The sequence below is a fragment of the Rivularia sp. PCC 7116 genome (assembly GCF_000316665.1).
In the GTDB taxonomy this organism is placed as follows: Bacteria; Cyanobacteriota; Cyanobacteriia; order Cyanobacteriales; family Nostocaceae; genus Rivularia.
Genome location: NC_019678.1, coordinates 2,936,453 through 2,952,410, shown reverse-complemented (window position 1 = coordinate 2,952,410; position 15,958 = coordinate 2,936,453). Strand labels below are relative to the sequence as shown.

Sequence of the window (15,958 nt, the reverse complement as noted above, 5' to 3'; positions counted from 1 at the left end):
TTAACTAAAGTTTTTCAAGTTTAATTTTTAGTACCATATTATTAAGATATCATTCCAATTATTCATTCGTAAAAACCTTGAAGGTATTACTATAATTCGATTTTGCTTCGTTCAACAACTTAAAAGAAAATTAAGATTATTTAAGTTTATTTAATAAGATTAAGAATGCCAAAGCCTAAAACCTATTACGTTTGTTCTGAATGTGGTGGAGAAACTCCTCAATGGTTTGGTAGGTGTCCTGCTTGTGGAACCTACAACTCTTTAGAAGAGGAAATTGCTGTAACAAACTCTACTGATGTTCCTTCTCGGGGTGTGGGTGCTTGGCACTCTCAGATGAGTAAGAAGAAAACTGCCAATAAGCCAGCTAAGCCACGAGCATCTTTAAAATTAGACCAAATTAGCGATCGCCAGGTTGAGCGCTGGAGTTCTGGCTATGGGGAATTGGATCGAGTTTTAGGTGGTGGGGTGGTTCCGGGTTCTATGGTATTAATTGGTGGCGACCCCGGCATAGGTAAATCTACTCTGCTGTTGCAAGTATCAAATCAGTTATCCCAAAATTATCGAGTTCTTTATATATCGGGAGAAGAATCCGGACAACAAGTCAAATTAAGGGGTTCGCGTTTGGGAGTGGCTCATCAAGAGCATCAAGAAGCAAATGGTAATGGTGCTGTTGCAGTAGTAAAAACAACTGAAGACAGTGACGAAAAGAACCAACCAACTAAGACCGATAGCGATTTATATGTATTGCCTGAAACAGACTTAGAAGAAATTTTAAAAGAGATTGAATCCCTTAGACCGAATTTAGCAGTAATTGATAGCATTCAAACGGTATTTTTCCCTGCGTTAACTTCGGCACCAGGTTCGGTTGCACAGGTACGCGAATGTACTGCGGCTTTGATGAAAGTAGCAAAACATGAAGATATCACCATGTTAATCGTGGGACACGTGACCAAAGAAGGAGCAATTGCTGGTCCGAAAGTGCTGGAACACTTAGTTGATACAGTACTGTATTTTGAAGGAGACAGATTTGCTTCCCATAGATTATTACGAACCGTAAAAAATCGTTTCGGCGCTACCCATGAAATTGGTATTTTTGAAATGGTTTCGCATGGTTTGCGGGAAGTTCCTAATCCCAGTGAGTTATTTTTAGGTAGTCGCGACGATCCAGCACCCGGTACTGCGATTGTTGTAGCTTGCGAAGGAACTCGTCCCATCGTGGTAGAATTGCAGGCTTTAGTAAGTCCGACTAGTTACACTTCTCCCCGTCGTGCCTGCACTGGGGTAGATTACAGTCGTTTGGTGCAAATCCTGGCAGTATTGGAAAAACGAGTCGGAATTCCTATGTCTAAGCTGGATTCTTACGTCGCTTCAGCAGGAGGATTAAGTGTAGAAGAACCAGCTGTAGATTTGGGAGTTGCCATTGCTATAGTTGCCAGCTTCCGAGATCGGATTGTAGATTCGGGTACCGTATTAATTGGTGAAGTTGGTTTAGGGGGACAAGTTCGTCCAGTATCTCAAATGGAACTACGGTTAAAAGAAGCAGCGAAACTGGGATTTCAAAGAGCAATTGTTCCCAAAGGACAGAAATTTCCCGAACTTGATATAGAAATTTTACCAGTTTCCAAAGTTATAGACGCGATTATTGCCGCCATACCGCAGCAAACACTTACAGATGAAGATCTGGAAATGGATGATATTGACATGGAGGAGATGGAAGAGTAGGAGACAATGAACAATGAACAATAAGATATTTTCTTTGTAGGGTGCTGTGACGGTTACGGTAATTTATCAACTACAACCAAATCATTTGAATTTACCGTCACGCACCAAACAGCTGTGACGGTTACGGTAATTTATCAACTACAACCAAATTATTTGAATTTACCGTCACGCACCAAACAGGAAATCACAAGAATTCGCCCATATACCCCACAAAAATAAATATATTCCTAACGAAATTACCTATAATCTTCCTGTATCAGTAAAAATATCAAAAATTATAAAAAACGATTTACAGTAAAATGCAACTCTGGCAACCCAACCAGCAGCTACAAAACGGTAAATTTACTATCCAGAAAGTCCTAGGTGCAGGTGGTTATGGTGTAACCTACAGCGCTATAGAAGCAAGTACGAATAATGTTGTTGCCATAAAAACCCTTAATCCGATTCATCATAGTCAAGGAGATTTTGAACAGCAGCAGGATAATTTTGTTAAAGAAGCTTTCCGTTTAGCCAAATGCAGCCATCCTCATATTGTCAAGGTTCACGATGTAATCACGGCAATTCGATTATTTATCGTTTTGATTTTAAATTCTTAAAAACCGTCACAGCACCCTACAATTTAATATTTTAAAAATACCAATTTTTATTGCTTGATATATTGTCACACTATTCCGATAGTGCGTGACAGTAATTCAAATTTATAGAAGCCTGCGAAGGCAGGTTTTGTAATTGTAGCGATGCCCTTCTAGGGTATTGTGTAAATTTAGAATCTCTCCCTATATTCTGCTTGGTGCGTGACGGTATTACCAATTTACCTCGTTAAATTTGAAGATTTATCGAAACCGTCACAGCACCCGACAAAAATGTGACCGCTGCCTAAGTCCTAAAATTAAAAAAAAATCACTAAAATAATAGCAAATTTACGCCTTACTGAATTTTGATAACTGACAACTGATAACTTATAGCTTATAACTGTTCACTGAATAAATGCGTATTTTATTTTTACACCCTAATTTTCCGGCTCAGTTTCGTCATTTAGCTGTAGCTCTGGCAAAAAATTCCAACAATCAAGTTGTTTTTGGGACTAATCGTCGTGAAGGTTCCCTACCTGGTGTTATAAAAGCTATGTATGGTTCGAGTCGGGAAGTTCGTCCTGAGACTCACCACTATGTTAGACCTTTAGAAAAAGCTGTTTTGCAAGGACAAGGTGTTTACCGTTTAGCAGAAGAATTAAAGCAAAAGGGTTTTATTCCAGATATAGTTTACGGTCATTCTGGTTGGGGTCCGACGTTATTTATCAAAGATGCTTTTCCGGAATCTACTTTGCTTTGTTATTTTGAATGGTTCTATCAAGCACATGGTTCCGACGCTGATTTTGACCCTATTGACCCCTTAAGTCACGATGATGAAGCACGGATTCGGATTAAGAATGCTCCCATCCTAATTGACTTATACAGTTGCGATCGCGGTTTATCTCCAACTAATTGGCAGCGGCAGCAGTTTCCTACCGAGTATCACAGTAAAATTACTGTAAATCATGATGGAATTGATACAAAATATTTTAAACCGCAGCCGGAAGCGAAACTAGTTTTACCCAGAATTAATCTTGACCTTTCTAGTGTGGAAGAAATTATTACTTACGTTGCTAGGGGTATGGAACCTTATCGAGGTTTTCCCCAATTTATCGAAACTGTTGCGTTAATTCAACAAAAAAGACCGAATTGTCATGTTGTAATTGTCGGAGAAGATAGGGTTGCCTATGGAAAGCAACTTCCTGACAATAAAACTTATAAGCAGTTGATGCTCGAAAAAGTACCTTTAGATATGACAAGAGTACATTTTACAGGTTTACTGCCTTACGGTGAATATCTGCAAGTATTGCAAGCTTCTTCAGTTCATATATATTTAACTCGTCCTTTTGTTTTATCTTGGTCAATGTTAGAAGCATTATCTACAGGTTGTTTGATAGTGGCTTCAAATACAGCACCAGTAACTGAAGTAATTGAAGATGGTGTTAATGGTTTGTTAGTCGATTTCTTTTCACCCGAACAAATATGCAGCCGTGTAGAAGAAGTACTCAATCATCCCGATAAAATGTCTTCAATTCGAGAAAGAGCCAGAGAAACAATTTTGCAAAAATATGATTTAGCGCAGTTGTTACCGAAGCATTTGGAGTGGATACAGCAGGATTTTAAATCGTGATTTGTTACAGGTATTAAGTATTTATTCTGAGAAAATCAATATTTGCTGCGAGCAAAAATTACAAATCATTACTGTCTCTTTTTATTACATAAAAATATATTTTTGACATAGTATGCTTGGCAAGTTCGTAGTAATCCTTGGAGCCTTTTCCCGACGACAAGCTTAAATTTGTGTCGTTTTCAGAAATTACTGAATTTGGAACTGTATTAGCAAATAGTTGTAAGTTATATACTGAAAGCTTTCATAAAGATTGAATTCAGAATTACTACGAATATTAATATCTAATAAATAAATTAGGAGATAGTTAAAGTGAAGTCTAACTTGAAAGTTTTGTTATTGTCTTTAGGATTGCTTTTAAGTTCTATTAGTACTATTAGTGCTGTAACTGCTCAAACATCCGATCGAGCTTCAGCAAAAAACTCTTTAAGTTTTAAACAGTATGAATTAATTACAGCATCAGCAAAGCAGGTTAAAAATAAAGAGTTAAAAGCTTTTTTTGGTAGTCAATACGATTACTGGGATGCTCGCGTACTTGCCAATTATTGGGGACAATCAGTAGAAGAAGCGAAAGCAAGAATTGGCAGAAAAATTATTTGGGGTAAATCGGACGTTGCAATCTTAGAACAGTTTCTTGTGGATGCAAGAATTCAGGCTTTACAGAAAATGCAAAGTCCTAACCCTTCTTTAGAGCTATACAGTGATTCAAAATATAAATACGATGATGCTCAAAAACTGGCTGCTGTCTGGGGTGATAGTTCCCCTTGGGATGCTAAAATACGCATTGAAAAGAATTTAATTTTAGGTCAGCCAGAGGTAATTGAACAAGCTTTGGGAAAATAGGTTCTATTTTATTAATGATTAATGACTGATTAATTTCTGAAGATTTTCATAATTATGTTGCGGAGGTAGGCTAATCGCCTGCCTATTTTTATATTCAATTGTGTTTAATAAATAGCAATGTCACAAATAAATTGGAAAATAGGTTGTGAAATTGAACTCCTAGCACCTAAAGGATTAAGTAGAAAAGATTTAGCAGAGTCGATAGCGCAATTGCATCATGGTTCGGTACGCCGTATATTTTATCCTCAATCCGAACCGAGCAAGGTTCCGGGTAAGCCTTTGTTTCACAATCTTACTTTAGGTTTTGAAGTTGTTAATAAAAAAGGACATTTAATCGCGAAATGCGTAGATGATTTGACTCTGCAAGATGACTTAAACAAATCGCATCCATCGAAACCAAGATGGTATCGAATTGTTAGCGATGATACCCGATTTTTACAATTAATTATTGCTCAAGCAAACCCCGAAAAAAGTAAAGCCGAAGTTCTTAAACCCATTGCCGACTTATTTGGCACCGTTACTGAAGAAGGAAGCGGGGGAATGGTTCGCGTCGCCGATAATACCGGCTTACCGATTGCGATCGCTGCTCCTTTACCGGGAGAGCGGGAACGTCCCTGCGAGCTAATTACACCTCCTATAAGCACAAATCATTTAGAAAAATTAGAAGTTATTTTACACAGAGCACGTTTACTTAATTTTAATATTCCTGTCGAAGGTGCAACTCACCTACATTTTGATGCCGTACCTTTGTGTAGTGCTAATGTGTTTGCTAATTTGGTCAATATTTTCCATGCACGTGGAGAAAACCTTAAACGATTAGTAGGAACTAATCCTTATTGCAGGCGTTTGGGAAGTTGGGATATAGCCTTATTCAAATTAGTTAACGAATCTGGCTTTCGGCAATTATCTTGGGAACAAGCCGTCAGTAAGATTGCGAAGCTTGAATTAAGCAAATACTGCGATTTTAATATTAAAAACTTAATTCATCCCATTCCCGACAAATTTACTTTTGAAGCTCGAATTTTTCCAGCTTGGCTTTATGCAAAGCCGATAGTAGAAGCTGCGGCTTTATTTGAAGCAATTCTTTATTACTCTATTAATACATCTTATATATCGCCTCATCTACCAATAAAATGGGAATTACAATCGGTAAAAGAATTTATTAAATTACTGCCAATTTCAGAAAATTTTCGCGAGATTTGGTTATCTCGGGCTGAAAATATCAGTTAGCGATACTAAATAGTCAAATTTAATCAAATTTTTCATATAAATCTAACTATAGGAAGATTTTCTATTGCACGATTCCAGAGGATGAATTTTCTTTAAACCAAAGCACCATATCTTTTATTTGTGAAGATGCGCCGAATTTATAGATAATTTAATTATGACCATATGCATCTTGAGGAAGTTCCTTAAATTTCCACATCCATAGGAGACTAGATACAGAAACACCAAACTTTATCTATCAAGTAAAGGATGTTTTGATTGCATTAGCTGGCTATGAAACACTGTCAATTGAGGGTTAGAGTTCCATCTCATTACTTTATAAGTAATTCTCAAAACCAAAGTATTTCACTACCCAGTACTTAAATTCAATACCAGTTTAAAGCTACGACTGTTAGAAAAAATATGAAATGGAGGATTTATGCGAGCAGTACTTATGGCTGGAGGTTCCGGGACGCGGCTCCGTCCGCTAACTTGTGACTTACCTAAACCAATGGTGCCTATCCTCAATCGACCAATTGCCGAACATATTATCAATCTTCTCAAAAGGCACAATATTACAGAAATTATTGCTACCTTGCATTATCTACCGGATACCATGCGAGACTACTTTCAAGATGGCAGTGATTTTGGCGTACAGATGACTTACGCTGTTGAAGAAGACCAGCCTTTGGGTACGGCAGGTTGTGTAAAAAACATAGCCGAACTATTAGATGATACGTTTTTGGTCATAAGTGGAGATAGTATTACTGATTTTGACTTAACAGCAGCAATCAAATATCACAAAGAAAAAAAATCCAAAGCAACTTTAATTTTGACTCGCGTTCCCAATCCAATTGAATTTGGAGTGGTTATTACCGATCAAGAAGGAAGCATCAAACGATTTTTAGAAAAGCCTTCTACCAGCGAAATTTTTTCCGATACGGTTAATACTGGCGCATATATTCTAGAACCTGAAGTTTTACAATATCTGCCAGAAAACCAGGAATCTGACTTTTCTAAGGAGTTATTCCCTCTACTCCTTGAAAAAGGTGAACCAATGTATGGTTATATAGCTTCCGGTTACTGGTGTGATGTAGGGCACTTAGATGCTTACCGCGAAGCTCAGTACGACGTACTCAATCATAAAGTTAAAGCTGATTTTCCCTATAAGGAAGTTGCACCTGGTTTATGGGTTGGTCAAAATACTCATATAGAATCTTCAGCAGTAATCGAAACACCTGCTTTAATTGGCGATAACTGTCGTATTGGTAATAGAGTTCATATTGAAGCCGGAACAGTTATTGGAGATAACGTTACCATTGGTAGCGATGCCAATTTGAAGCGTCCAATTGTATGGAACGGAGCAATTCTTGGTGACGAAGCTCAATTAAGTGCCTGCGTAATTTCTCGGGGTACTCGTGTAGATCGTCGCGCTCATGTATTGGAAGCTGCGGTAGTCGGTTCGCTTTCCACGGTGGGAGAAGAAGCCCAAATTAGTCCCTCAGTGCGCGTATGGCCTAGTAAAAAAATTGAATCTGGCGCAATTTTAAACATAAACTTAATTTGGGGTAACACCGCCCAACGTAATTTATTTGGGCAGCGAGGGGTTCAAGGATTAGCAAACATTGATATTACTCCAGAATTTGCTGTTAAATTAGGTGCTGCTTACGGTTCCACTTTAAAACCAGGTTCTGAAGTTACGGTTTCTCGGGATCAACGGAATGTTTCCCGTATGGCAACTCGATCTTTAATTGCTGGTTTAATGTCTGTAGGTGTTGAAATCCAGAATCTAGACGCAACAGCTTTACCAATTGCCCGCACGATCATACCTAATATGAAAGTTGCAGGAGGTATTCACGTGCGGGTACATCCCAATCGTCCCGATTATCTCCTAATTGAATTTATGGATAATAAGGGAATTAATATTCCCAAAGCCAAGGAAAAGAAAATTGAAGGCGCATATTTCAAGGAAGATATGCGACGAGCACAAATTCATGAAATTGGTAATGTTGCTTATCCGGCACAGTTAGTCGATCGTTATTGCAACGCTTTTGAAAATCTGCTAAATATCGACACCATTCGTCATAGTCGAGCCAAAGTGGTGATTGATTATGTTTATGGAGTATCTGGAGCAGTATTACCGCAGATGTTAGATCAGTTTGGTGCTGATGCGGTGGTACTAAATGCCAGTTTAAATAAAATCGCCCCATCAGAAACCGACCGCGAAGCCTTATTAACTCAGTTAGGTCATGTGGTAGAAGCACTAAAAGCTAACTTTGGCGTACAGGTAACGGCAAACGGCGAGCAAATGATACTGGTTGATGAATCCGGTATTCCCATTCGCGGGGAAATGCTCACTGCTCTGATGGTGGACATGATTTTAACTGCCAATCCAAGAGGAAGTGTCGTAGTACCAGTTCATACTTCTAGCGCTGTAGAACAAATCGCTCGTCGTCATGACGGTAAGGTGATTCGCACCAAAGCAAATCCCACTGCATTAATGGAAGCTTGTCAAAAGAATCCGAATGTGGTTTTAGGTGGAAGTGGTGATACCGGCTTTATCGTTCCAGAACTACATCCTGGATTTGACTCCATGTTTTGTATTGCCAAGCTGATTGAAATGCTGACAATTCAAGAGCGTTCTCTTACTACAGTACGTTCGGAATTACCCCGCGTAATTCACAAAACCTATACCACCCGCTGCCCTTGGACGGTAAAAGGTGCATTAATGCGTCACTTGGTAGAAACTCATCCCCAAGAACAATTGGAATTAATTGACGGGGTGAAAATTTGTCAACCTTACGAAGACAGTTGGGTACTTGTTCTACCTGATGCAAGCGAACCTTTAGTACATCTATATGTTAATAGCAACGATCGCGACTGGGTAGACGAATCCTTAAGAAAATACCGTGCCCGCGTTCAAGAATTTGTGGAAACAGAGCAGGAGCAGGTTGTGGTAGAAGTTTAAGAATTGGTAATGGGTAATGGGTAGAAGGGAGAGGAAGAAGGGGAGAATAAATAATTTTCCTAATGCCCCATGCCCCATGCCCTATGCCCCATGCCCAATGCCCCATACCCAATTCTCAATTATTTTTCAAACGGTAAAGAGGGAGAATTACTTTTAGGAAATATTGCTAGTTCGGTTTCTGGATCGAAGAAATGAATTTTCTCAGGGTTTAAAGATAACCATACTTTTCCTCCCCTATTTACCAATCTTTCTGGCGAAACTCTCACCTGTAAGTCATCTGATATTAAGTAATCTTTTTCAAATTTGGTCTCAATTAGTTTGACTGCAAGATAACTATCGTTACCAAGATTTTCCGTCCATTCAACTTGTGCTGGTAAATTCTTAGTGGCAGGTAAGCTTAAATTCCAGTTTTCCGGGCGAACTCCCAATATTAGAGTTCGTCCGTTATATTTTTTTAAAGCGCTACTCCAGTTTTCTGGCAAAGTTAAGCGAAAATCACCCTTGGTTATTAAACAAGGTGATTGAAACTTCACCTCAATAAAATTCATTGCTGGAGAGCCGATGAACTCTGCAACAAAACGATTTGCAGGACGATTATAAATTTCTAATGGAGGAGCAATCTGCATTATTTGACCGCGATTTAAAATCGCTACCCTATCCCCCATTGTCATTGCTTCTGTTTGGTCGTGAGTAACGTAAATTGTTGTTATACCTAACTGACGTTGCAGCTTGACAATTTCTGCACGGGTCTGCGATCGCAATTTTGCATCTAAATTAGAAAGGGGTTCATCCATCAGAAATACCTGTGGGTTGCGAGCAATAGCACGTCCTAATGCAACTCGCTGTCTTTGCCCTCCCGACAATTCTTTGGGATATCTATTAAGCAACTTTTCTATTTGCAGCAACTTAGCTACGTTAATTACTCTTTCGTTTACGATTCGTTCTTTATCTGAAACGTAGCGCAAACCTTTGGGTAACTTCTTTGTTGAGGCGACTAATAAATCTTCTGCTATTTTTGATACTTTAGTTAATAGTTTCTCCCCCTCCCTCCCTCTCTCCCTCTCTCCCTCTCTCTCTGCTCTCCCCGCTTGCAATCTTAATCCGAAAGCAATATTTTCGTACACGTTCATGTGAGGATAAAGAGCATAATTTTGAAACACCATTGCAATATTTCTTTGAGAAGGCTGAAGCTGGTTTACAGCACGGTTCCCTACCCAAATATTGCCTCCAGTCACATTTTCCAAACCTGCAATTAATCTGAGCAAGGTACTTTTTCCACAACCAGAAGGTCCCACCAATACCATAAATTCGCCATCTTCGACGGTGAGACTGATTCGCCGCAATACATTCACGCTTTCATTGCGATGTGCGCTCTTAGAAATAACACCTTCGCTTTTACGGGGAGGAAAACTCTTGTAAATGTCTTCTAAAACAACTTGCGCCACAAATCTTTACCGATCGCGATACAAAATTAACTATCAACGTAAACATCTTGCCCCATTTTTTTGCGGAAATTGTTGGTCAAGCAGAACGTTTGCGCTAATAATACAGCTTTGATTTGCTAAAAGAAAGTAAATAAACTTATTTTATCTCCCCGAGTCAATTCATACTTTGTACAAATCAGTAATAATACTGTTGCCAATCTTTTAATGATAGTGCAATTCAAACATAATTTTCTTGATTTGTACTTTCAAAAGCTTTCTTTATCTGCCTTTTACATTCAAAATATAAGTGTAAAGTTTTTTTACAGTGCATTTGCCTGCATTGTACTTTACCTTTTGATGTCGCTTTATTGGGATTCAAGGGTGCCCGCGCAGACAAATATATTTGTGAAGGCACTGTTTTATGTATAGTACTAAAGAACTAACAAAGTATAAAGATTACGTCATACAGCCGTATTATCATTCTCACCAAGCTCCAGATAAGCGATGGGGATATCGAATATGGAAAGGTTATGAATTAATGTGCGTAAACGAAAATGGATGTGAATCTTCCAAAAAGGCTGTTATAGCTGCAATACAAGAAATTGATAAGGGGTTTTTGTGTGACTTATGCTTTTAAGGTAGTAAGGTATTTATGTTCATTTACGAAGACAGAGAACAAAATTTCTCTTGGAAGTAGACACATTTTTTCGGTAACGCTTTTCCTGATTTGCCAAGCATACCAATTGAATATATAGAATTCCGGCGTTGAATTTTGAACAAAACTCAGCATAATCAACTGTTCCCTATCTCCTATTCCCTATTCCCTGTTCTTTAAGAAGGATTGAGAAATCCAACCGGATTCCTTCCTATATAACAAGGGTTAAGTTATTTACTAGTAATTTTTGCTAGAAGTTACATAATTTGTGTTTACCGACGTACTCCTAAAATGCAGGGGCTGCCTTATTCTAGTCTTAGAAAAAGGGCAGGCTTCTATATTTTTAAATGCTGGGAAAAAACGAATTAATTTTTTTTAAAGCCCCGAGACGAAACCTAAAAAAAATGGGCAGGGGCACCCCAAGAAATTTTTTACAGAGGAATTGTGACAAAATCTGCTCGCAAAACTAAAAAAGTTAGTTTAAAATTTCATCTTAATGGTACTATAGTACTATAATCGCAGAATCATCAGTCAAGCAAAGTTACCGAACATTTTACAATAACTGTTCGTAGCTTTCGCTTGGCTTTTATCATTAAAATAGTTTGCGTGTGAAGATTATCTTCTTTATTTATGTGAAGAAAGTTTGAGAAACCGCCTTAATATATGTGTATTGATGATAATCCGTAGTCAAGCGTAATTTTATTTTTATTCCCCAGTAGCTATTAACCAAAATTAGGAGAATTTATGAACAGTTGCGTATTGATGGCAGAAATAATAAAAGAACCCGAACTGCGATACAAGGCAGATAATCAGCTAGAAATTACAGAAATGTTGGTACAGTTTCCGGGGCAACGAGAAAATGACCCTCCAGCAAACCTAAAGGTGGTAGGTTTTGGTAACTTAGCCAAAGAAATTCAACAAAACTATCATGAAGGCGATCGCGTGATTTTAATTGGACGATTGAGTATGAATACAATCGAACGTCCGGAGGGATTTAAGGAGAAGCGGGCTGAGATGACGGTGCAGCAAATTCATCATTTAGATTCAGCGAATGAAAATAGTTTCATGCAGTCGCCAGCAACTCAAGCAATTCCCGTCGCTACAACTCAAACACCGAGTGTAAATACTCCACCTCCTGTAGCTGCGACTACTCCCAAAAGAAATACAGTCAACGCTGTACCTGCTCAGAATGCGCCCCAACCGGAACCCGTATCACAAGCCACGAGTTACGAACCAAGCACTTATCCGGCAATGGTTGAAGAAGATATTCCCGAAGATGATATTCCATTTTAAATATTGTCAATTAAGAGACGTTGCAACCCAATGTCTCTTAACTGTATGTGGAAAATAAAATGTATTGTCTATAGTAATAGTTAAAATACAAAAAGAATTTTTCTATTCTATATTTTCTTCAAAAAACTATGGATAACATACTTTACAAAAATTTAATAACACAAACATTCGTTACATTAGATACCGTATCGGTTGCAACATTTGCTATAACGTATCTATAATATTTGGTTTTCATAGTAAATTAAAACAAAATATTCTGTAGTTACCTTTAGCACTAAATCTTCCAGTTTTAGAGGTAAAAAGTAAAAAAATACTTTCCGATATCGATCAAACTAAATCTGCTGTTACAATCCAGTTAAATTAAAGTTAATTTCTACTTAAGAATCTACCCCCGACTTCCATGAGAGAAACAGTCCTAGACGTTCGCAACCTGCAAGTTGAATTTTCCGATGATGGCAATGTTGTCAAAGCAGTAAACGGAATTTCTTTTCAATTACATAGAGGAGAGACATTAGGAATAGTTGGAGAATCGGGGAGTGGCAAGTCAGTGACATCTCTTGCGGTAATGGGATTGTTACAGAATCCGGGAAGAATTAGTAGTGGCGAAATTTGGTTTCGTCCCCAGGAAAATGGCGAGGCATTAAACTTAGTCGATTTACCACCAAAGCAAATTCAGCTTTACCGGGGTGGTGATATTGCTATGATTTTTCAGGAGCCAATGACTTCCTTAAACCCGGTTTATAACATTGGTTTTCAGTTAACAGAAGCAATTTTAAGACATCAGAATATTACCAGCGCGCAAGCACGTCAAAATGCAATTGATAGTTTACAGGAAGTTAAACTTCTTCCTAGCGACGAGCAAATTCGTCAAAATTTAATTGAAACTTCGCCAAAAGCTTTAAACGAAGCAGAACTTCCGCAGCTAGTACAACAACATAAAGAAGCAATATTAGAACGCTTTCCCCATCAACTTTCGGGGGGACAGTTACAGCGGGTAATGATTGCGATGGCTATTTCTTGCAATCCACTTCTACTAATTGCTGACGAACCTACGACTGCTTTAGATGTAACGGTACAAGCGACAATTATAGATTTGCTGGGAGAATTGCAGCAGAAACGCGATATGGCGATGATTTTTATTACCCATGACTTGGGATTAATCGCGGAAATCGCCGATAAAGTAGCGGTAATGTATAAAGGAAAAGTGGTCGAACAAGGTGATGCAGGGCAAATATTCACAAATCCCCAGCATCCTTACACTAAAGGTTTGCTTGCTTGTCGTCCAACTTTAGACAGTCATCCCCAAAAACTGCTGACAGTTTCCGACTACATGAACGTAGAAACAACAGCTACCGGAGATGTAGAAATTACAGCAAAAGAACCAGCGGAACCCTTACAGGTAACTTCTGATGAAATTGCTCAAAGAATCGCAACATTAGAACAGCAGCAACCGCTTTTACAAATCCGCAATTTGAAAGTTGGTTATCCGGTGAAAGGAATGTTTGGTGGTACAAAACGTCATTTTATGGCTGTTAACAACGTTTCTTTCGATGTCAAAAAAGGTGAAACCTTGGGATTGGTAGGAGAGTCAGGTTGTGGTAAAACAACTCTTGGTAGAAGCTTACTGCGATTGGTTGAACCTTTAAGCGGTGAAATACTTTTTGAAGGAAGAGACATTACCAAACTTGCGGGGAAACCATTACAAAAACTGCGTCGAGAAATGCAAATCGTCTTCCAGAATCCCTTTAGTGCTTTAAACTCGCGGATGAAGGTTGGTGATGCGGTTATGGAACCTTTGGTAATTCACTCTATTGGTAAGAATAAAAAAGAAAAACAGCAACGTGCAGCTTATTTATTAGAAAGAGTAGGACTAAGTGAGTCAGCAATGAATCGCTATCCCCATCAATTTTCTGGAGGGCAGCGTCAGCGAATTTGTATTGCACGTTCTTTAGCTTTGAATCCCAAATTTATCATTTGTGACGAGTCAGTTTCAGCTTTAGATGTATCTGTACAAGCACAGGTATTGAATCTTCTCAAAGAATTGCAAGAAGAATTTGAATTAACTTATATCTTTATTTCTCACGATTTAAGTGTAGTCAAATTTATCAGCGACAGAATTTTAGTTATGAATCGCGGTGAAATAGTAGAAACAGGTAATGCACAAGAGATTTACCGCGAACCAAAAGAAGAATATACTCAAAAATTAATCGCATCTATTCCTACGGGTAGTCCCGAAAGAATGAGGAATCAGCAATCAGTTAGCAATTAACAGTTAACAGGTAGGTTTGAGGAGTCAGGATTTAGCTTCTTATTTACAAAAATGCGCTAACTTCAGCCTACCTAAATTGTGAGCTTTATTTGAGTATTCATAGCTTCTTAGAATGCTAGCTAAGTCTTTTCGCAGGGAAATGAGCATTTAAGAGCAGTTTTCTACAGAATTAATATAAGAAGTGATTACATCAGAGTAATGGATAATAGGCGATAAAAAAATTATCATCGCTTTGGCTAACATAGTAAGTCATTTACAGGACTTTATAATAGCGTTTATGTCTGAGGATTTTATTTAGCTTCTGTCTTTAATTTAGTATTAGTTATAACTGAATGTAACCTCTCTTTTGGCAGATAAAAATGAGGTCAATGTAAACCCATAGGGTGATGAATCTTCAAAAAAAATAAGAGAGACTGTGAACAGAAAAACCAGTTAAGAACATCTACCGAATAAATCTGTAATTTGCAACTATTTATAGCCATACTATAATGTTGGTTTGTAAAAATAGCTAGTAATTTCAGCCTTTAAATTAGTAATTATTGGCTTATTCTATGCTGAAAAAAAACAAGAAAGCAAGAATTCAGATTTATTTTGATGGGCATAAAAACTGATCTGAATAAATAATTTGTAGTTTGCAAGGAGAAAAAATGGTAAATAGAAAATATAAGCGTGCAGTTGGTACATTCGCAAGTCGTGAAGATGCGGAAAAAGCGCTTTATAAGCTCAGAGATTCTAATTTTTCGATGGATAAGGTTTCCCTGTTAGCGAAAAATCCAGACGGGAATGAAAAAATTGCCGGTACACAAGTAAAGAACGAACGCGGTGAAAATGAGGCTCAAGAAGGTGCTGGAATCGGTGCTACCACTGGTACTGTTTTAGGTGGTTTAGGTGGCTTACTTTTGGGCTTAGAAGAATTATTAATTCCTGGAATTGGTCCTTTCCTTGCAGCAGGAACAATCGCTACAACCTTAGCTGGTGCAGGATTAGGTGCGGCAACTGGTGGTATTATCGGTGCGCTTACTGGTATGGCTATTCCTGAAGAAGATGCCAGAATGTATGAAGATAGAATTAATAACGGCTACTACTTATTAATAGTAGATGGTTATGAAGATGAAATTGACCGTGCTGGTTCTATTTTAAGCAGTCACAATATTGGTAACTGGAAAGTTTTTGATGCAGAACTTCCTGAAGGTGCAACTGTAAATCCAACTCCCGCTACTCCCGTTGTAGAAAAAGAAGTAGACGTAGTAAATCGTAAAGAAGTTGTTGACAGAAAAACTGTAATTGACCGCGATGTAGTAGAAGTTGTTGATAAAAGAGATAATACTATCAGTTAATTTTTGATTAAATCGAGCTTTTTTGTGAAACCTGGTTTTTTA

At 38.1% G+C, this 15,958-nt stretch carries 10 protein-coding genes and 1 pseudogene; 9 read left to right on the top strand and 2 right to left on the bottom strand.

The window, feature by feature from the left end:
• Window positions 1-165: 165 nt before the first annotated feature.
• The 6 genes from radA (at window position 166) to RIV7116_RS11480 (ending at window position 8,938) form a co-directional block, all read left to right on the top strand.
• Window positions 166-1,722 (top strand): DNA repair protein RadA, encoded by a 1,557-nt coding sequence (gene radA, locus RIV7116_RS11505; RefSeq protein ID WP_015118471.1) that lies wholly within the window; start codon window positions 166-168, stop codon window positions 1,720-1,722.
• Window positions 1,723-2,021: 299 nt separating this feature from the next.
• Complete coding sequence (locus RIV7116_RS11500; protein WP_015118470.1) at window positions 2,022-2,318, top strand: protein kinase; 297 nt, start codon at window positions 2,022-2,024, stop codon at window positions 2,316-2,318.
• 391 nt (window positions 2,319-2,709) lie between these two features.
• Window positions 2,710-3,924, top strand: a complete 1,215-nt coding sequence (locus RIV7116_RS11495) for a glycosyltransferase family 4 protein (protein WP_015118469.1) — start codon at window positions 2,710-2,712, stop codon at window positions 3,922-3,924.
• A gap of 309 nt (window positions 3,925-4,233) precedes the next feature.
• On the top strand, window positions 4,234-4,764 hold the full coding sequence (locus RIV7116_RS11490) for a hypothetical protein (protein ID WP_015118468.1): 531 nt from the start codon (window positions 4,234-4,236) through the stop codon (window positions 4,762-4,764).
• Window positions 4,765-4,881: 117 nt separating this feature from the next.
• The gene (locus tag RIV7116_RS11485) at window positions 4,882-5,994 is read left to right on the top strand and encodes an amidoligase family protein (protein ID WP_015118467.1); all 1,113 of its coding nucleotides are present in this window, start codon (window positions 4,882-4,884) and stop codon (window positions 5,992-5,994) included.
• 415 nt (window positions 5,995-6,409) lie between these two features.
• Window positions 6,410-8,938 (top strand): mannose-1-phosphate guanyltransferase, encoded by a 2,529-nt coding sequence (locus RIV7116_RS11480; RefSeq protein ID WP_015118466.1) that lies wholly within the window; start codon window positions 6,410-6,412, stop codon window positions 8,936-8,938.
• A 119-nt stretch (window positions 8,939-9,057) separates the two neighbouring features.
• On the opposite strand, the gene RIV7116_RS37600 is transcribed toward RIV7116_RS11480, so the two are convergent.
• Together RIV7116_RS37600 and RIV7116_RS37595 are read right to left on the bottom strand one after the other, a co-directional pair.
• Entirely contained in the window at window positions 9,058-9,486 is a 429-nt protein-coding gene (locus tag RIV7116_RS37600; protein WP_371261643.1) for a TOBE domain-containing protein, read from the bottom strand.
• A 291-nt stretch (window positions 9,487-9,777) separates the two neighbouring features.
• Window positions 9,778-10,242 (bottom strand): annotated as a pseudogene (locus RIV7116_RS37595) (ATP-binding cassette domain-containing protein); the annotation flags it as partial.
• 1,519 nt (window positions 10,243-11,761) lie between these two features.
• Here RIV7116_RS37595 and RIV7116_RS11465 point away from each other — a divergent pair.
• The 3 genes from RIV7116_RS11465 to RIV7116_RS11455 all read left to right on the top strand — a co-directional run bounded on the left by RIV7116_RS11465 (window position 11,762) and on the right by RIV7116_RS11455 (window position 15,916).
• Window positions 11,762-12,310, top strand: coding sequence for a single-stranded DNA-binding protein (locus tag RIV7116_RS11465; RefSeq protein WP_015118463.1), 549 nt, complete (start codon window positions 11,762-11,764; stop codon window positions 12,308-12,310).
• Between the two features lie 400 nt (window positions 12,311-12,710).
• Window positions 12,711-14,579, top strand: coding sequence for an ABC transporter ATP-binding protein (locus RIV7116_RS11460; RefSeq protein ID WP_015118462.1), 1,869 nt, complete (start codon window positions 12,711-12,713; stop codon window positions 14,577-14,579).
• Between the two features lie 647 nt (window positions 14,580-15,226).
• Entirely contained in the window at window positions 15,227-15,916 is a 690-nt protein-coding gene (locus tag RIV7116_RS11455; RefSeq protein WP_015118461.1) for a hypothetical protein, read from the top strand.
• Window positions 15,917-15,958: the final 42 nt, after the last annotated feature.